General features: G+C 72.3%; 18 protein-coding genes. 8 read left to right on the plus strand and 10 right to left on the minus strand.

The genetic code is table 11. The features are described from left to right. The first annotated feature begins 261 nt into the window (after positions 1-261). Positions 262-1,830: a UxaA family hydrolase gene (locus tag ACIQCJ_RS17585; protein ID WP_402711844.1), complete on the plus strand. Its 1,569-nt coding sequence runs from the start codon at positions 262-264 to the stop codon at positions 1,828-1,830. A 21-nt stretch (positions 1,831-1,851) separates the two neighbouring features. Here the strand turns inward: ACIQCJ_RS17585 and ACIQCJ_RS17590 are convergent, their stop codons facing one another. From ACIQCJ_RS17590 to ACIQCJ_RS17615, 6 genes are all read right to left on the minus strand, one after another. Then, positions 1,852-2,301, minus strand: coding sequence for a MarR family transcriptional regulator (locus ACIQCJ_RS17590; RefSeq protein ID WP_391161832.1), 450 nt, complete (start codon positions 2,299-2,301; stop codon positions 1,852-1,854). 89 nt (positions 2,302-2,390) lie between these two features. After that, positions 2,391-3,293 carry an STM4011 family radical SAM protein gene (locus ACIQCJ_RS17595; protein ID WP_402711845.1) on the minus strand — a complete coding sequence of 301 codons (903 nt, stop codon included), beginning with the start codon at positions 3,291-3,293 and terminating at the stop codon, positions 2,391-2,393. 10 nt (positions 3,294-3,303) lie between these two features. Beyond that, positions 3,304-4,773: an STM4012 family radical SAM protein gene (locus ACIQCJ_RS17600; RefSeq protein ID WP_402711846.1), complete on the minus strand. Its 1,470-nt coding sequence runs from the start codon at positions 4,771-4,773 to the stop codon at positions 3,304-3,306. Continuing rightward, positions 4,770-5,576 (minus strand): STM4013/SEN3800 family hydrolase, encoded by an 807-nt coding sequence (locus ACIQCJ_RS17605; protein WP_391161835.1) that lies wholly within the window; start codon positions 5,574-5,576, stop codon positions 4,770-4,772. Before ACIQCJ_RS17605 ends, ACIQCJ_RS17600 begins: the two co-directional genes overlap by 4 nt. A 40-nt stretch (positions 5,577-5,616) precedes the next feature. Next, entirely contained in the window at positions 5,617-6,933 is a 1,317-nt protein-coding gene (locus ACIQCJ_RS17610; RefSeq protein ID WP_402711847.1) for an STM4014 family protein, read from the minus strand. A 130-nt stretch (positions 6,934-7,063) separates the two neighbouring features. Further along, on the minus strand, positions 7,064-8,026 hold the full coding sequence (locus ACIQCJ_RS17615) for an STM4015 family protein (RefSeq protein WP_391161836.1): 963 nt from the start codon (positions 8,024-8,026) through the stop codon (positions 7,064-7,066). Positions 8,027-8,221: 195 nt separating this feature from the next. Between ACIQCJ_RS17615 and ACIQCJ_RS17620 the strand changes: the two genes are divergently transcribed. Together ACIQCJ_RS17620 and ACIQCJ_RS17625 are read left to right on the plus strand one after the other, a co-directional pair. Continuing rightward, positions 8,222-8,548, plus strand: a complete 327-nt coding sequence (locus tag ACIQCJ_RS17620; protein ID WP_402711848.1) for a hypothetical protein — start codon at positions 8,222-8,224, stop codon at positions 8,546-8,548. A gap of 91 nt (positions 8,549-8,639) precedes the next feature. Further along, entirely contained in the window at positions 8,640-9,662 is a 1,023-nt protein-coding gene (locus ACIQCJ_RS17625) for a DUF6745 domain-containing protein (protein ID WP_355349114.1), read from the plus strand. A gap of 14 nt (positions 9,663-9,676) precedes the next feature. Here the strand turns inward: ACIQCJ_RS17625 and ACIQCJ_RS17630 are convergent, their stop codons facing one another. After that, positions 9,677-10,087: an SsgA family sporulation/cell division regulator gene (locus ACIQCJ_RS17630; RefSeq protein WP_402711849.1), complete on the minus strand. Its 411-nt coding sequence runs from the start codon at positions 10,085-10,087 to the stop codon at positions 9,677-9,679. A gap of 201 nt (positions 10,088-10,288) precedes the next feature. Between ACIQCJ_RS17630 and ACIQCJ_RS17635 the strand changes: the two genes are divergently transcribed. After that, a complete protein-coding gene (locus ACIQCJ_RS17635; protein ID WP_391161838.1) occupies positions 10,289-10,666 on the plus strand; it encodes an MmcQ/YjbR family DNA-binding protein in 378 nt (125 codons plus the stop codon). Between the two features lie 41 nt (positions 10,667-10,707). Here the strand turns inward: ACIQCJ_RS17635 and ACIQCJ_RS17640 are convergent, their stop codons facing one another. Next, positions 10,708-10,899, minus strand: a complete 192-nt coding sequence (locus ACIQCJ_RS17640; protein ID WP_188283018.1) for a DUF4236 domain-containing protein — start codon at positions 10,897-10,899, stop codon at positions 10,708-10,710. A gap of 348 nt (positions 10,900-11,247) precedes the next feature. On the opposite strand from ACIQCJ_RS17640, the gene ACIQCJ_RS17645 reads away from it, so the two are divergent. The 3 genes from ACIQCJ_RS17645 to ACIQCJ_RS17655 all read left to right on the plus strand — a co-directional run bounded on the left by ACIQCJ_RS17645 (position 11,248) and on the right by ACIQCJ_RS17655 (position 14,262). Then, positions 11,248-11,595, plus strand: coding sequence for a chaplin family protein (locus tag ACIQCJ_RS17645; RefSeq protein ID WP_391049870.1), 348 nt, complete (start codon positions 11,248-11,250; stop codon positions 11,593-11,595). A 274-nt stretch (positions 11,596-11,869) separates the two neighbouring features. After that, positions 11,870-12,136, plus strand: a complete 267-nt coding sequence (locus ACIQCJ_RS17650) for a GlsB/YeaQ/YmgE family stress response membrane protein (RefSeq protein ID WP_355348999.1) — start codon at positions 11,870-11,872, stop codon at positions 12,134-12,136. Between the two features lie 242 nt (positions 12,137-12,378). Next, positions 12,379-14,262, plus strand: coding sequence for a RecQ family ATP-dependent DNA helicase (locus ACIQCJ_RS17655; protein WP_402711850.1), 1,884 nt, complete (start codon positions 12,379-12,381; stop codon positions 14,260-14,262). Here ACIQCJ_RS17655 and ACIQCJ_RS17660 read toward each other — a convergent pair. Beyond that, positions 14,243-14,542, minus strand: coding sequence for a WhiB family transcriptional regulator (locus ACIQCJ_RS17660; RefSeq protein WP_401858158.1), 300 nt, complete (start codon positions 14,540-14,542; stop codon positions 14,243-14,245). The genes ACIQCJ_RS17655 and ACIQCJ_RS17660 overlap by 20 nt on opposite strands. 347 nt (positions 14,543-14,889) lie before the next feature. Between ACIQCJ_RS17660 and ACIQCJ_RS17665 the strand changes: the two genes are divergently transcribed. Beyond that, positions 14,890-15,285: a YkvA family protein gene (locus ACIQCJ_RS17665; RefSeq protein ID WP_402711851.1), complete on the plus strand. Its 396-nt coding sequence runs from the start codon at positions 14,890-14,892 to the stop codon at positions 15,283-15,285. A 127-nt stretch (positions 15,286-15,412) separates the two neighbouring features. Here ACIQCJ_RS17665 and ACIQCJ_RS17670 read toward each other — a convergent pair whose 3' ends face one another. Then, on the minus strand, positions 15,413-16,498 hold the full coding sequence (locus ACIQCJ_RS17670) for a substrate-binding domain-containing protein (RefSeq protein ID WP_355348987.1): 1,086 nt from the start codon (positions 16,496-16,498) through the stop codon (positions 15,413-15,415). Positions 16,499-16,867: the final 369 nt, after the last annotated feature.

A 16,867-nucleotide genomic window follows, 5' to 3' on the forward strand; every position in this document is an offset into this window, starting at 1 on the left:
TCCGAATAGGGCTGTTCCGACATCCACGCTTCACTGTCGCCGCGGTGCGCACGTATCGTCCTGAGGTATGGACATCCCACTTTCCAGTCCCCTGTGCGCAATTGAAGAGTTGCCGGAAATCCGCCGCGGTGGATTCACGGAACGGGACCCTGAATCAGCGCACACAACGGATGAGTGGGTGAGCTTTCCCTCGGTGTTCGGGGATCTGCCGCCGGATTCCGGCGCGGGTCTCCTTCCGAACTCCGTCCGGCCGGTGTGCGCATGACGAACGTGCGCGGAACGGACACCGGCGCGGCGGCGCCCGCGCGGACGGCCGGTGAACCGGCCGTCCCGCTGGTCGCACGGCCCGGCATTGACAACATCGGGCTGGTGCGGACGGACGTGGCGGCGGGCACGCCCGTACGGGTCGCGCGGGGTGTGGTCCCCGCCGCCAACGACATCCCCGCGGGCCACAAGGTGGCTGTCTCCCCCATCGCCGCGGGCGCCGAGGTCCGCAAGTACGGGGAGGTCATCGGTATCGCCGCCCGCGACATCCGGCCCGGCGAACACGTACACGTCCACAATCTCGGCCTCGGCGACGCCACCGCCCGCGCCGGGGCGCCGCGGCCCGCTCCCCCGGCCTGGCGGCCCCCGGCCGAGGCCGCCCGTGACCACTTCCTCGGTTACCGGCGCGCCGACGGCCGTGCCGCCACCCGCAATTACCTGGCCGTGCTCCCGACGGTGAACTGCTCGGCGACCGTGGCCCGGATGATCGCCCAGGCCGCCAACGACCGCCACGCCGGGGCGCCGGGCCTGGACGGCGTCATCGCCCTGACCCACGACCTCGGCTGCGGCATGGCCGAGGGCACCGAGGGCGACGACCTGCTGCGGCGCACCCTGCGCGGCTACGCGCGCCATGTGAACATCGCCGGTGTGCTGACGGTCAGTCTCGGCTGCGAGGTGAACCAGCCGGAGAACGTCTTCGGCGACGATCCGGCCGTGCGCACGCTCACCATCCAGGCGCTCGGCGGCACCGCGGCGACCGTGAACGCCGCCCTCGACCGCGTCGCCGAGATGGTCGGCGGCCTGGCGACGCTGGCCCGCGAGCCGGTCGGCCTGCACGAACTCACCCTCGGACTCCAGTGCGGCGGCAGCGACGCCTATTCGGGGCTGACGGCCAATCCGACGCTGGGCGTCGCCGCCGATCTGCTGGCCGCCGCGGGCGGGCGGGTCGTCCTGGGCGAGACCCCGGAGATCTACGGCGCCGAGCACCTGCTGCGCGACCGCGCCGCCACGCCCGCGATCGCCGAACGGCTCGACGAGTTGATCGCGTGGTGGCAGCGGTACGTCACCCGGCACGGCGCCGCGCTGGACAACAATCCCTCCAAGGGCAACAGGGCCGGGGGCATCACCACCATCTGGGAGAAGTCGCTCGGTGCGGTACTCAAGAGCGGGAGCAGTCCGCTCAACGGAGTCGTCGGCTACGCGGAGCCGGTCACGGCGCCCGGTCTGACGTTCATGGACACGCCCGGATACGACCCCGTGTCGGCCACCGGCATGGTCGCGGGCGGGGCGAATCTGCTGGCCTTCACCACCGGTCGCGGCTCGCTGTTCGGCTCACGGCCCGTGCCCTGTCTGAAGATCAGCACCACCAGCCGGCTCTACCAGCACATGAGCGGCGACATGGACTTCGACGCCGGCCCGGCGATGTCCCGCGACGAGCATGTGCGGTACGGCACCCGGCTCTTCGAGACGCTGGTGGACATGGCCTCCGGCACGCCGAGCAAGTCCGAGGCGCTCGGCTTCGGGGCCGAGGAGATCGTGCCGTGGCGCATGGGGGCCGTGCTGTAGGAGCCGGACCCCGACGGCGGGTCAACGGTCGCTGTCCGCCAGGCGGTTCATGATCTCGGCCGCCTTCAGCAGCGTCCTGCGCTCGTCGGCCCGGAGCAGATCGCGTACCGCCGCCTCCAGCCAGGCTTCCCGGACGGCGGGGATGGTCTCGACCAGCGCCCGGCCCTCGGCCGTCGCGTGCAGGAGCGTCTTGCGGCCGTCGGCGGGGTCCTTGCCCGAGGTGATCAGCCCGCCGTCGCGCAGCGCCGCGAGCGTCTCGGCCATCGACTGCCGCCGTACGTGTTCGGCCGCGGCCAGATCGCTCGCCGTGGTGGGGCCCTCGTCCACGATGCGCCCGAGCGTGGTGATCTGCGACCAGGTCCACCGCATGTCGTCCGTCGCCGACTCGGCCCGCAGCCGGGCCCGGAGCCGGGTCATGGCCTTCATCAGCTCAGCGGCCGTTCCGGCCTGCGGTCTCGGTTCGCTGTCCACCGCCCAAGACTATCCGGCGCGCGGCCCACCTGCCCGTTCTCCCCGTGGGTCCGCCGCCGTCCCCCGCGGCCTCCGAGGGTGACGGCGGGTCAGATCAGCGGCGGCAGGGCCCTGCCGCCCGCGGCGCCCGCTTCCGGCGCGGTGGCCGTGCGGTCCGCGGGGACGCGCTCCAGGACTCCGCCCGCGAAGACGTCGTAGAGCGGCAGCGACTCCAGGTGGACATAGCCGATGTGGCAGTCGCAGACGGCCAGCGGGCAGGGGCGGGGGGCCAGGGCGGCCCGGTAGGAGCCGTCGTAGAGATTGCCCAGTTCGGCGCGGACGAAGTGGCAGCGGCGGACCGTGCCGTCGCCGTCCACCGACAGGACGGACTCGCCGGTGCGGCAGGGCAGGCCGGCCGAGCGGTGCGGGTGGCGGCTGTAGGGGAAGAGCGGGTCGAGGGCCGTCCAGGCGTCGGCTTCCGCGTCGGTGTAGGTGTGGCCCTCGGCGGCGTTCACCCACAGGTAGACGTGGCCGGGCAGCGCGGCGCGCAGCCGGGCCGCGTCCGCGAGGTGTTCCGGCAGCCCGACGACGCCGACGCTGAACCGGACGCCGCGGTCGGCCACTTCGCGGGTCTTGCGCAGGAAGCGGTCGTACGGGGTCTGGCCGGGGTGGTAGGTGCACCACAGGGCGAGGGTGCCGGGGTCGGCGTCCGCGAGCCAGTCGGTGCGGCAGCTCAGATTCGTCTGGATGGCGACCCGGTCGATGTGCGGCTCGTGCGACAGCTCGGCCAGGGTGTTCCGGTACCAGGAGCGGACCAGGCCCTCGCCCCACGGGGTGAACAGCACGGACAGCCGGTCGCCCCGCTGCTCTCGCGCCCAGTGCGCGAAGCGGGCGAGCGCGGCGCGGTCGGCGCGCAGTTGCGCGGGGCTGTCGCGGCGCTTGGCGAAGGGGCAGTACGGGCAGTCGTAGTCGCACGAGGCGAGCGGGCCGCGGTAGAGCAGCGTCAGATCCATGGCGGCGTCCTCACTTCAGCTCGTACGCGGCCATCGCCGCCCGGACCCGGGGTGAGAACAGTTCGGGGCCGAGGGCGTCGGAGTGGGCGAGTCCTTCGGGGGACAGCCGTATGCGGCCGGTCGCGGGGGCCTCGTCGTCGAGCCAGCCTCGGGCCGCGAAGCGGTCGATCTCGGCGGCGAAGTCGGCGTGGGCGTCGGTGCCGAAGCGGTCGCGGTAGTCGGCCAGGGGCATGCCGTCGGCTTGCAGCAGCGACTGGAGCAGGTGTCGGCGGCGGGCCTCGTCGGCGTCGACCCGGCGGCCGTGGGCGGCGCGGGTGAAGTCGTCGGTGGTGGTGTACTCGTCGATGATCGCGCGGATCTCGCGCATGTCGACGGCGTAGTCGAAGGAGTAGTGCAGCGTGGAGGTGTAGGAGCGGGCGCCGCAGCCGAGGCCGATCATGCCGTCGGTCTGGCAGGCGTGGTCGTCGGGCCCTTGGGGCGCGGCGTCGGCCCGGCGGAACATCCGCATGGAGACCTGCTCGTAGCCGTGCGTCAGGAGGTGGTCGCGGCCCTGTCGGTACAGCCGCAGCCGCTGCTCGTCCCAGGCCGGGTCGCTGACGGCGGTGCGGCTCTCCAGGCCGGTCTTCGGCCGTACGTACAGCGGGTAGAGGTACAGCTCCTCCGGCCGCCAGCGCAGCGCGGCCTCCAGCGAGGTGCGCCAACTGGCCGGGGTCTGGCCGTCGATGCCGTAGATGAGGTCGATGTTGAGGACCGGGATACCGGCGTCGCGGACGCGGGCGAGCGCGGCTTCGACGTCGGCGCGGCGCTGGGGCCGTACGGCGGCTTTCGCCTCGTCGTCCACGAAGCTCTGGACACCGAGGCTGAGCCGGGTGGCGCCGCGGTCGGCGAGGACGGCGAGCCGGTCGGCGGTGGCGGTCGCGGGCGACGCCTCGACGGAGAGCGGGATCGCGCGCAGGTCGGCGCCCATCCGGCGCTCGGCGATGTCGCAGAGCCGTTCCAGTTCGGCGGCCGTCAGGAAGGTGGGGGTGCCGCCGCCGAAGGCCGCGGTGGCGAACCGTAGCGGCTCGCTGTCGCCGAGCGCGTCCCGGACGGCGGTGGCCTGCCGGTCGAGCGCGTCGAGATAGCGGGTGGTCAGCTCGCCGGGCGCGCCGATGCGGGTGAAGAGGTTGCAGAATCCGCAGCGGACCTCGCAGAACGGGATGTGCAGATAGAGCGAGAGCGCGTCCTTGGGCTCCGCCTGCCACAGGCCGCTCAGCGCGGGCCGGTCGGGCAGCGGGCGGTAGGCGGTCTTGTGCGGATACGCGTAGACGTAGCTCTGGTAGGGACTGTCGGCGGGGGGCGCGGGCTGGTCAGGGGACGGCGCGTCGGCGGGCGTCGCCGTGGAGACCGGTGTGGTCGTGCCGGTCGGTGTAGTCGTACTGGTCGGTGTGGTCGTGGTGGTCGTGCTGGTCGGTGTGGTCGTGGTGATCGGCGCGTTCATGAGGACGGCTCCAGGAAGAAGTGGGCGTAGGGCACCGTCCAGACCGCCTCGTGGCCGAGGCGGTGACCTGTGTAGCCGTCGTCTCCGTAGGTGGTGCCGTGGTCGGAGCAGACGATGGCGAAGCAGCGGCGGCGGGCCGCCATGGCGTGGAAGAGACGTCCGATGTGCCGGTCGATGTACTCCAGCGCCGCCGCGTGCGTAGCGCGGGTGTCACCGGCCTCGCGGGTGGCGCCCGGTGTGTGGAACCAGTTGGGCTGGTGCAGCGCGGACGCGTTGAGGAAGAGGAACAGCCGCTGGTCGGCGGGCAGTTCGGCGACGACCTGCTCCGCGCGCGCGACCTGCGCCTCGAAGGAGGTGGGCGAGGCGACGCCGAACTCCGGCTCCCAGTAACTCTCCTGGAACAGTCCCGGCAGGACGTCGCCCAGCGCGCCGCGCTTGTTGAAGAAGCCGACGCCGCCGATGCAGACGGTGCGGTATCCGGCCGCCGCGAGCCCGGACACCAGGTCGGGCGTGTCGAAGACGTACGTGCCCGCCTCGGTGGTCTCGCTCCCGGCGAAGCGCGCGGCGAACAGCCGGGGGTGCGGTCCGGGCGCCGCCGGGGTCGGCAGGAATCCGGCGAAGATCGCCTGGTGCGAGGCGTAGGTGAAGCTGCCGGGCGCGTGCCGCTCCTCCCAGCGCCCGCCCGGCAGATGGCGCGCCAGATGCGGGATGCGGCCGGCCGCGGCCAACTCGGCCGCGACGTCGTGGCGGAGCGTGTCGAGGGTGATCAGGAGGAGGTCGTCGCGGCCCACGACCTCGTTCATGTCCGGGCCTCCGCCGTCCAGGAGGGCGGGCGCGGACGCGTCAGAGGGTCGCATGTCGGGTCCTCGGCGCTTGGTGGTGCGACGGTTCGTGGCCTGCTGGTACGTGCCGCGCCGCGCCGCGCGGTGCCGGTACGGGTGGGGCTGGTTCGTGCGGCGCCGGTACGGGCGCGGCGGATGCATCGGCGGCCGGTTCGTACGCGCTCCGTTCGTACGCGACCGGTTCGTACGCGCTCCGTTCGTACGCGGCCGGTGCGTACGGTGGCCGGACTCCGGTCGGCGACGCGGCGCGGGCGCGTACGGCGGCGATCTGGGCGGCGTAGGTGTCCAGGCCCTCCGCTCCGCTGCCCGGCAGTCCGGTGAGCCTCGGCAGCAGGTCGCCGAAGGCGTTGACCTCGCCGACCGCGAAGCGCCGCCAGCCGATCGCGGGGAGCAGGTCGACGCCGACGCACAGCGTGCCGGGGAAGCAGGCGGCGGCCCGCTCGCAGATCTCCAGCGCCTGCTCCCACCGGACGCCCGCGGCTTCGATCGCGGCGCCGAGGTCGCCGCGCGCGCCGCCCAGGTGGAGGTTGGTGAGCGGCGAGCGGCTGGTGCGCACCACGGCGTGCGTGGCGCGGCCGTCGACGACCACGATCCGCAGGTCGGCGACGCGCCCGTGCAGCGACGCCTTGGGCAGCCAGCGCTCGATGTGCAGGCCGTCCGGTGCGAGCGCGTCGACCAGCGCGGCGATCTCGGTCTCGCGGGTGATACGGCGCACCCGCAGCGAATTGTGCAGACGTCCGTCCGCCGACTCGACGGACGTGGTGGCCTGGACGCGCCCGCCGGCCGCCGTCTCCACGGCGAGCACCCCGGAGGCCGACGATCCGTGCGCGAGTTTGACGAAGGCGCGCGGCATGGCGTGCTCGCGCATCAGCGCCCGTACGTCGGCCCAGCCGCGCACCGCGGGGGCGGCGGCACCCGAGGTGGGCGAGGCGGGCACGGGCACCCCGGCCTCGGCCAGCCTCCGGTGGCAGCACCGCTTGTCGAACAGCACCGCCAGTTCGTCCGGGTCGTCCAGCCGCCTGCCGCCGTCCAGGGTGCGGACGACGGCGGTGAATCGGGCGTACCAGCGGGCGCTGCCCTCCACCCGCGTGGGGTCGTCCATGTCCCGCAGCGCGCAGTCCACTTCGGCGTCCTCACCGGGCGAGTCGAGCCGTACGACCTCGTCCGCCGCGAAGGTCGCGCCGCCCTCGCGCAGGACGTCGCGCCAGGGCACGACGCGGGGCGCGGGCAGCCCGGCCTCGGTCGCGGCGCGCGCGAAGAGACCGACCCGCCGGTTCTCCGGGTTGCCGACGACCGCGAAGCGCGGTTCGTCTCTCACGTCACCTTCCCCCTCTCCCCTGGTCGCCCACGTGCCCGGCGCTGATGGACGGTCACCGGTCACCGGTCCGCCGCCCGACGGTGGTCATCGGCCGGTCGGCGACCGGCTGGACGACTGACGGAACGACCGGCTACTCGCCGACGGCGACGAAACGCCACACGGTCTCGTCGTCGTCATCGACCTCCTCGTCGGCGTCGTCGCGGTCCAGTTCGACGTGGACGCCCGACGGTTCGAGGGCTTCCCGCAGGCGCCGGGCGACCGGCGAGGTGAGGTAGTTGTGGTGCAGGTCGAGGGTCTTGAGGTGGGTGAGGGGCTGGCCCGCGAGCAGCGCCGTGGCGCCCTCGTCGGTCAGCACGCCCATCGACAGATCGAGGGTCTCCAGCCGGGCCACGACGGGCGCGGAGGCGAGGGCCGCGGCGATCTCGTCCTGCATCTCGCTGTTGCGCAGGGCCAGCGAGCGGAGCTTGGGCAGCAGCGCGCCGGTGAGGAACGGTGCCAGGTCGGTGATCTCGCTGTCCCCGCCATACTCGGAGGTGCCGAGCCACAGGTCGAGGTGTTCCAGCGCGGGCAGGTCGCTGGCGGCGATGCCGCGGACGGCCTGCGCGGGCATGCCGCCGGTCTCGACGGTGAGCGAGCGCAGCCGGGCGTGCGTCACGGCGGGGAAGGCCAGGTCCTGTCCGCCGCGTACCCCGAACGACTCCAGTTCGGGAAAGCCGTCGAGCAGCGGGGTGACATCGCCCTGGTTGATCCAGGAGATCTCGCACTCCTCGCCCACGATGTCGCCGAGGAACAGGGCCCGCAGCGCGGGCAGTCGGTCCTTCACGGACAAGATGGCCGCGATCAGCGGTTCCGGTCCGCTCTCGTAGGCTTCGCTCCAGGAACCGACGATCAGCGCGCGCACCCGCGTGATGTCGACGGCCTGGGTGAACCGGGCGAAGGCGTCCTCCCACTTCTCCTCGCTGTCGTAGGAGTCGACGCCGATCCGCCAGGCGGCGGCGTCCGCTTCCGGCAGGTCGGTGCCCTTGTCGTCGGGTCCGGGGAAGTCGAAGGCGGGCAGGCCGTGCAGCTCCCGCATGTGGTTCCCGATGGTCATGTCCGCCTGCTCCTGACGTTCGACATTCGACGGCCGTACGAATTCGGCCGCGGCGATCACCGGCCGATGTGTGAGCAAGTTCTACCAAGCCGCACTGACAACGGCTGCGGCCGGGCCGACTCTGAGCCGTTGTCAGACCCCGCGCCTACGGTCGGTGTCGACGCGGTGCACGGAGCGCCGCGCGGAGGGAGAGCGATGTACCGGCAGGGTGATGTGCTCATCGCGCCGACCGAGGAGTCGGCGCTGCCGCCGCACATGGACGACGCGCCGCAGGAGCCGCGGGACGCGCGCGGCCGGCTCGTCCTCGCGCTGGGCGAGGTGACAGGTCACGCGCACGCCGTCATGGGACCGGGACGGCTCTTCAGCCCGCCGGCCCCGTTCGCGCCGATGCTGCTGCATCTGCCGGACGGCGGACGGGTCCTGCACGAGGAGCACGCGGCGATATCGCTGCCCAAGGGCTGGTACCGCGTGGTGCGGCAGCGGGAGTACGTACCGGGCTCGGTCCGCGTGGTCGCCGACTGAGCGTCCCGCGGTGGCGCCCGGGGTCCGGGCACGCGGGCACGGCAGGACAGCACGTCGAGGGCAGGGAGCAGAACTCATGGGAGGGGACGGCATGTCGACCGTCGAGCAGTGGAGGCAGGCCGCCGTGGCCACCGGATCCGCGGACCGCGCGGCGGCCGAGGCGGGGGTGCGGCTGGCGTACCGGCGCGCGGGGCTCGCGGAGCCGGAGCGCGTCCGCTGGGCCGGATCGCCGCGCGCGGCCGTGGCGATGCTGCGCGCGGAGGCCGCGCTTCAGGGGACGCGCGGCAAGGGTCACAGCGTGCGGGACGAGGTGCGCGGGCGGCCGTGGGCCGCGGAGCGGGCCCGGCTGCACGCGGCGCTCGGCCCCGCGGGCTGGAGCGAGCGGTGGAACGCGACCGGGGCGCGGCTGTGGGAGGGGACGCAGGCGCTGGCGGGCCGGATCAGGGCCGGTGTGGTCGAGGAGTTGGCGCGGGGGCGGAAGGAGGAGCCGGAGATCCGGCTGCTGCTGCTCGACGCGGTCCTCGGTCAGCACGAGGCGGCCTGGCTGTGCGCGTTCGACACGCGGGAGGGCTCCCCGCTGGACGGGCTGGCGGCGGTCGCCCGCTCGGCGGGCTGGTGGTGGCCGTACGAGCGGGTCGCGATCGTCTGCGAGCGCCCCGCCGAGCTGCACCGCGACGAGGCGGGCCGCCTCGACCGGGCCGACGGTCCCGCGCTCGCCTTCCCCGACGGCTTCGCGCTGCACGCCTGGCGCGGCATGCCGGTCCCCGCCGAGTTCCTGCGTGAGCTGGGCACCCTCACGCCGGAGCGGATACGCGGCGAGGAGAACGCGGAGCTGCGCCGCGTCATGCTGGAGCACTACGGCTACGACCGCTATCTGACCGAGTCGGGCGCGGTCCCCGTGCACCGGGACGAGACCGGCATCCTCTGGCGGATCGCGCTGACCGGGGACGAGGACGTGACGATGGTCGAGGTCGTCAACTCCACACCGGAGCCGGACGGCACGAGCCGTACGTACTGGCTGCGGGTGCCGCCCGGCACCAGCACGGCGAAGGAGGGCGTGGCCTGGACTTTCGGCCTGACCGCCGACACCTACGTGCCGCTGCGCCAGACCTGACCGCCGGACAGGCCCTAGGCGCGTTCGACGATGCGGGAGAGCTCGGCGTCCAGGGCGGACCGGACGGTCCGGGCGTCGAGCGGGGCGCGCTCCCGGGCGAAGGAGACGAAGCGGCGCACGGGGGCGGCGTCCAGTTCGACGCGGGCGTCCTGGCCGGGACGGCCGAGGCGGATCAGCAGCCGCGAGCCGGTTCCGGCCGAGGGCGTGACCCGGACGTCGCCGAGGCCGACGGCTCCGGTCAGGCCCCTGGCCAGCAGGTCCCAGGCGAAGATCCAGGTGGCGGTCTCGGGGCCGCCGAGGCCGAAGGTCATCCGCACGGCGAGGCAGTCCTGCGGGTCGTAGGCCATCCACGCCGGAATCCGCAGCCGGTGGCCGCTGGGCAGCGGCATCGACGCCGTCACCGTGTGGCAGCAGGAGTCGGGCATCGAGTCTCTTTTCGCCGAACGACGGGACGCGGCCGGTGGCGGTACTACCGGACAGGTCCTCGACCTCTGAGGCTCCGTGTGCCCCCGCCCGCGGATCACATGCCGCTCACATACCGGCCGCCGGTACGCCGCCCGGCGGATTTCCCGGCGGGGCATGGCCACCACGGGCGCGGGCACCCGCATTCCATGGAGGATGCGGAGATGGCTGATCATCACGATGTGCGCCGGATCGCGTTGACCCTGCCGGAGGCGGTGGCGGCGGACGACGGGATGTCCGTATCGGTGCCGAACGGCGGCAGGCACAAGAAATTCGCCTGGGTGTGGCTGGAGCGGACCGACCCGAAGCAGGCCCGCGTACCGCGGACCGACGTGGTGGCCGTCCGGGTCGCGGGCCAGGAGGAGAAGGAGGCGCTCCTCGCATCAGACCCGGCGAAGTTCTTCACCGAGCCGCATTACAACGGATTCCCCGCCGTGCTCGTACGGCTCAAGGCCGTCGCCGAGGACGAGCTGCGGGCGCTGCTCGTCGGCGCCTGGCGTTGCCAGGCGCCGCGAGCCCTCGTGCGGGAATCCGGTCTCTGAGACGGGTCTCCGAGACCGGCGGGGCGGGTCGCCCGCGCCGATCACTTGCGCCGGTCGGTGTGCCGGTAGCCGAAGGGGCCCGGCAGGTCCGCGGAGGTCGTCCGCCGTCCCGTGGTCGACCAGGTGCGGTGCGCGCCGCCTCTGCGTCCGAGCGTGAGGGACAGCGACTTCCGGTTCACGTTGATACGTACGCCGGGAAATATGTGGAACGACTTACGGAACGTCAGCGGCATGATGTCCTCCGGTGGTTGGCCTGTCGGCTCGTCTGCCCAGCTGACACCGCCTCACCCCGACGACTCCTGAACCGTCGCCGTCCGCCCGCGTTCCGACCGTTCGATACCGCCGAGGCCCCGGGCCGAGGGGTTCGGCAGAGGCGTTCGGCAGAGCCGTCCGGCGCAGTCGGGCCGCGGGCTCACTCGGGGAGCGGTGTTCGCTGCCGTCCGGACGAGTGACTTGCGGGCGCGGCAGCCACCGGGCCGACGACGGGTGGCGAACTCTGAGTGCGGACACCGGTAAGGCGGATGATCACACTCCGCATGCCGGTGGGCTCAGTGCAGACCACCAGCACCAAAGGAGTACCCATGAAGCTCATGCGCAACGGCGCCGTCCTGGCCGCGCTCGTCGGCGGGATCGTGCTTGCCGGTGGCGGCGTCGCCGCCGCTGACGCCGACGCCACCGGCGCGGCCATCGGCTCGCCCGGCGTCCTGTCGGGCAACCTGATCCAGGTCCCGATCGACGTGCCGATCAACGCCTGCGGCAACTCGATCAACCTGATCGGCGCGCTGAACCCCGCCTTCGGCAACACCTGTTACAACGGCGGCGGTCACCACGAGAGCGCCGGCTGGGACGGCGCGAACCACGACGGCATGGGCCACTGGGGCCACGAGGGTCACGTCTGGCACCCCGAGGCCAAGGACGACTGCAAGTAGTCGGACCGCTTCCTGAGCACCCCGTCCCGGTCGCCGCCCGCAAGGGCCGGCGGCCGGGACGCTCCATGCCGGGACGCTCCATGCCGGAACACCGCACGCCGGAACGCTTCACGCCGGGAGGCCGCGGGCCCGAACCCCTCGGACCCGGCCGCGTGAAGCACCCCTTTGGGCCCAACTCCCCCTCGCCCGGGGCCGAATGCGTGTTCGCGTCCTTCAAGGGCAGACGACCCCCGAGAACGCACGTGGGTGGCCACGTACGACAAGAAGGGACGTCATGGAGATCTCCGGCATCATCAGCGCCATCATCATCGGCATTATCATTGGCGTGCTCGGTCGGCTCGTGGTCCCCGGCCGTCAGCACATCGGCGTCATCTGGACCATCCTGATCGGCATCGTGGCGGCCATCATCGGAGCCGCCATCGCCCACGGTCTCAACGTCGACGACACCAGCGGAGTCGACTGGATCGAGTGGCTCATCCAGATCGGTCTGGCCGCTGTCGGCATCGCCGCTCTCGACAGGTCGAGCCCGCGCCGTCGGTGATCCATGAGTCCTGGTCCCGGCCACACCCGGCATCCGGATGATATGAACGCAGGCGCCTTTCCTTGAGGAGTTCCGCATGGAACCCGACCCCGGGAAGGGCGCCTTCCGTCTGCCCGATCGCGCCGCCGACGGTCACCCGCACCCACGACACCGCCCCGGCGCCCTCCCCCTCCAACGCCCGACCTTCATCGGCCGACCTTCATCGACCGACCGCCTCAACCACCACGACCGCAGGGAGCAGCATGTTCGGATCGACCGCCCGTCGGCTACGGCGTTGCGCACGTGACGTGTTCGGCTGGCCGAGCCTGCGCCCGCCGCAACTGGAGGCGATGAAGGCGGTGATGCGGCACCAGGACGTCATCGTCGTGATGCCGACCGGTGCCGGGAAGTCGGCGGTCTACCAGGTGCCGGGCGTCCTGCTGAAGGGCCCGACGGTCGTGGTGTCCCCGCTGATCGCCCTCCAGCGCGACCAGGTCGAGGGGCTGCTCAAGCGCGAAGGACCGGGCGCGGCATCGGTCAATTCCACGCACCGCGACGCGGAGAACGCGCAGACCTGGGACCGGGTGGAGAGCGGCGACCTGGACTTCATCTTCCTCGCGCCCGAGCAACTGGCCAGGGAGGACGTCATCCTGCGGCTGAAGCAGGCCCGTCCCGCGCTGTTCGTGGTGGACGAGGCGCACTGCGTTTCCTCCTGGGGCCACGACTTCCGCCCTGATTACCTGCGGTTGGGCGCCGTACGCGAACGGATCGGCCGCCCGCCGGTCCTGGCACTCACCGCGAGCGCGGCGGCGCCGGTCCGCGCGGAGATCCTTCAACTGCTGGGCATGCGCGGCGCCCAGGAGGTCATCGCGGGGTTCGACCGGCCCAACATCCATCTGGCGGTCGGCTACTTCCAGGAGGAGAAGGCCAAGCGGCGCGCGGTCCTCGACCGCGTCGGCGCCGAGACCGGCTCCGGCATCGTCTATACGGCGACCCGGCGCGAATCCGAGTCGTACGCCGAGGAGTTGCGGGAGGCGGGGGTGTCCGCCGCCGCGTACCACGCGGGGTTGCGCGCCGCGGAGCGGTCGTCCGTCCAGGACCGTTTCCAGCGCGGGGAGTTGGCGGTCGTCGTGGCCACCTCGGCGTTCGGCATGGGCATAGACAAGCCCGATGTGCGGTTCGTGGTGCACGCCTCGGTGCCGGGATCGCTCGACGCGTACTACCAGGAGATCGGCCGCGCGGGCCGCGACGGGGAACCGGCGCGGGCATACATGGCCTACCGGCCGCAGGACTTGGGGCTGCGGCGGTTCTTCTCCTCCAGCCGCCCGGACGCCGAGGCCCTCACCCTGGTCGCGGACCAGCTCGCCGAGCGGTCGGCCGGGCGGACGACGGGCAAGGCGGCCGGGAAGAAGGCTGCCGAGGAGCCCGCCGCGGTCTCCGTGACGGCGTTGCGCGGCGACACCGGCCTGACGGCGAGCCGGTTGACGGGTGTCCTCAATCTGCTGGGGCAGGCGGGCGCGGTCCGTACGGCGGCGGACGGGAAGGTGTCGCTGACGCCGGAGTGCGCGGCGGCCTCGGCGCGGAAGGCCGCGGTGGAGCGGGCGCTGGAAACCGCCGACAGCCACCGGCAGTTGGAGCAGTCCCGCGTGGACATGATGCGCGGCTTCGCGGAGACCGACGGCTGTCGGCGGGCGTTCCTGCTGGGTTACTTCGGCGAGGCGCTCCCCGGAGGCTGCGGCAACTGCGACACGTGCGGTTCGGCGACCGGACCCGGCGCCCCGGCCCCCGAAAGGGACCGTCACGCGGGTGTCCTGCGCGGTACGGGCTCGCGGGGCGACTCCCGACAGGACGCGGAGTCCGGTTCCGGCGGCCGGGAGTCAGCCGCGGCAGCCGCGCGGGGCGGGAGCCGGGCACGTATCTGGCGCCGCGACCGCGGACGGCCGGACGCCGGGGCCGCGGCCGCTTCGCACGGCCGGTACGCGCCCGGCGTCCGGGTCCTGCACGACAAATGGGGTCAGGGCGAGGTGATGGGCGTCGCGGACGACACGGTCACCGTGCTCTTCGAATCCGCCGGATACCGGACCCTGTCGCTGTCCGTCGTCCGGGAGCGGGATCTGCTGACGCCGGTCAAGGGGCGCGGTGCGTGACATGCGGCTCCGCGGTGCCCGACGACGCGCGGGCCACCGCGGCCTGCTGCCGAGACCTCCGACGTTTCAGGGTGCGGCGTTCCTCCTCGCTGGTGCCGCCCCACACGCCGAGGCTTTCGCCCATGTCGAGGGCGTAGCTCAGGCAGGTCTCCCTGACCGGGCAGTCCGCGCAGACCCGTTGGGCCTTCTGCACCTGGAGTTTGGCCGGTCCGGCGTTGCCCACGGGGAAGAAGAGTTCGGGGTCCTCGGTGCGGCATGCGGCCTGGTGTTGCCAGCTCACGGAGACACCGCCTTTCGTCGGGTGCGGAGTGTCGGGCCCACGTACCGGGCCCATGGGTACTCGCCTGCCCAGGCGGTCGGCGCTCAACGTGAGGAGTTTGTGAGGGCGGCGGCGCCCGAAGCCTTACGGACATCCGACAACCCGATGACCCGATTCGCTCTCGGACGCCTCCCGTCGGGCGTGGCGGCGTCACGCACGGCCGGATCGGGGGTAGGCGGTGACAGTGAGGCCGGGAGGTTCCCGATCGACCGGAGGCCGTGAGGTCTCCGCCGGACCGGAAACCGTCAGGTCTCCACTCGGCCTCGCCCCGTATCCATGTCCGTCCGTACGCTGAAGGAGCCGCCGCCATGGCCAGAAGCGACCGCAAGCCGAGCAGGGCGCCCGTGCCGCTGCGCACCGGCCGCTCCGCGTGGGGCCTGTACCGCGAAACGCGCCGCCCGGGCGAACCGGGCCTGTTCCGGCGGCTGGTGGCGACACCGCGTCTGGTCAGCGCGGTACTGCACCGCCGTTATCCGGGCCTGTCGCGCGCCAAGCTGCTGGCCTTCACGGTCCTGGCGGCGATCTACGTGGTCTCGCCGCTGGACGCGATCCCGGACGTCATCCCGGTTCTCGGGTGGACGGACGACTCGGCGGTGGTGCTGTGGTTCATGACCGGTCTGGTCCGCGAGTCGGGGCGCTTCGTGAGCTGGGAGTCCGACGGTCCGCGCGGCGGCGTGCTGCCCCCGAAGGGTTCGGCGGTGTGACCACCGGCCGGGCCGAGGGATACGGCGTACGCGGTACGCGCCCCTGACCCGGCCGGTCGAAACCGCTGCCGGAGGTTTCTCGCCGGACGCGCCATCCGTCGGATGCGCGTCCCGCTCGAGGCGTCTCCTACTGAATGCCGGCGTCCTTGCACGCCTGGGCGAATTCGGCGGTGCAGATCTGGGCGGTGGTGTAGAGACCGTCCTTGATGACCGTGTCCTTGATGTTCTCCTTGGTCACCGATATGGCGTCCAGCAGCTTCGCCGGGACGTCCTGGCCGGAACCGCTCTTGGCGGTGCCGTCGGCCACGGACTTGACGTCCTTGCCGTTCAGCAGGTCGATCGCGATCTGCGCGGTGGCGTCCGCCTCCGGCTTGTACGCCTTGTAGACGGTGCTGGTCTGAGTGCCCGCCAGAATCCGCTGGATCGCGGTGAGTTCGGCGTCCTGACCGGTCAGCGGCGGGTTGATGCCCGCACCCTTGAGGGCGGTGGCGATGCCGCCCGCCATGGCGTCGTTGGCGGAGTAGACACCGGCGATGGCGGCTTTGCCGAGCTGGGTGATCGCCGCGGTGACCTTCTGGTTGGCGACGGTGTCCTTCCACAGACCCGACTGCTCGTAGGCGATGTTCACCTTGCCGTCGAGGATCTTGTGCGCGCCTTCCTTGAAGGCGGCGGCGTTCGGGTCGGCCGGGTCGCCGTCGATCATCACGATCTTCGAGGTGGGAACGGCCTTGGGACCCATGGCGTCCAGCAGCGCCTGCCCCTGCAACTCGCCGACCTTCTCGTTGTCGTAGGAGACGTAGGCGGACACCGGACCCTGCGCGAGGCGGTCGTACGCGACGACCTTGATGCCCTTGTCGACCGCGGCCTGCACCGAGGACTGGATGCCGACCGAGTCCTGCGCGTCCAGGATGAGAACCTTGACGCCCTTGGCGATCATGCTGCTGACCTGCTGCGCCTGCTTCGCCGGGTCGGCCGAGGCGTTGTCGTAGCTGACCTTGCAGTCCGAGCACAGTTCCTTGATCTTGGCCTCGATCAGGGGACGGTCGAATTTGGCGTACCGGGTGGTCGTGGTGTCCGGGAGCAGCAGGCCGATCGTCTTGTCCTTGCCGCCGCCTGACGACTTGTCATGGGTTTTGCCGCAGGCGGCCACGGTGGTGAGCGCGAGCGAAACGGCGGCGGTTCCGACGATGAGCCGTCGCGTCATTGCCTTCATGCGCGGTTGCCCCTCCCTGACTGGGCCGCAACACCGCGACCCGGGTGCAGGCGAGTCAACTCTCGTGACGCTCCGTACGTCAAGAAGTAAACATCGGATCGATTCATTGAATCGATATTGGGCTCTCCTGTCGTCGCCTCATGAGGCAACGCCTACAACATGTGAATCCGAAGCCGGGCGTTCGGGGCAATGCGCTTTCACGGGTCGGATATGTGTCATACCGCTCACGACAGGACCGGGCGCACGGCCGGAGGGCGGCACCCCATCGCGGGGGGGGCGCCCCCCCCCCGGGGCCCCCGGGGTGCCCGGGGGCGCGCCCCCCCGGCCCCCGGGGGCCGCAGAAAATTGGGGTGGGGGTGTCGCGGCACA

Source organism: Streptomyces sp. NPDC093221, assembly GCF_044753885.1.
In the GTDB taxonomy this organism is placed as follows: Bacteria; Actinomycetota; Actinomycetes; order Streptomycetales; family Streptomycetaceae; genus Actinacidiphila.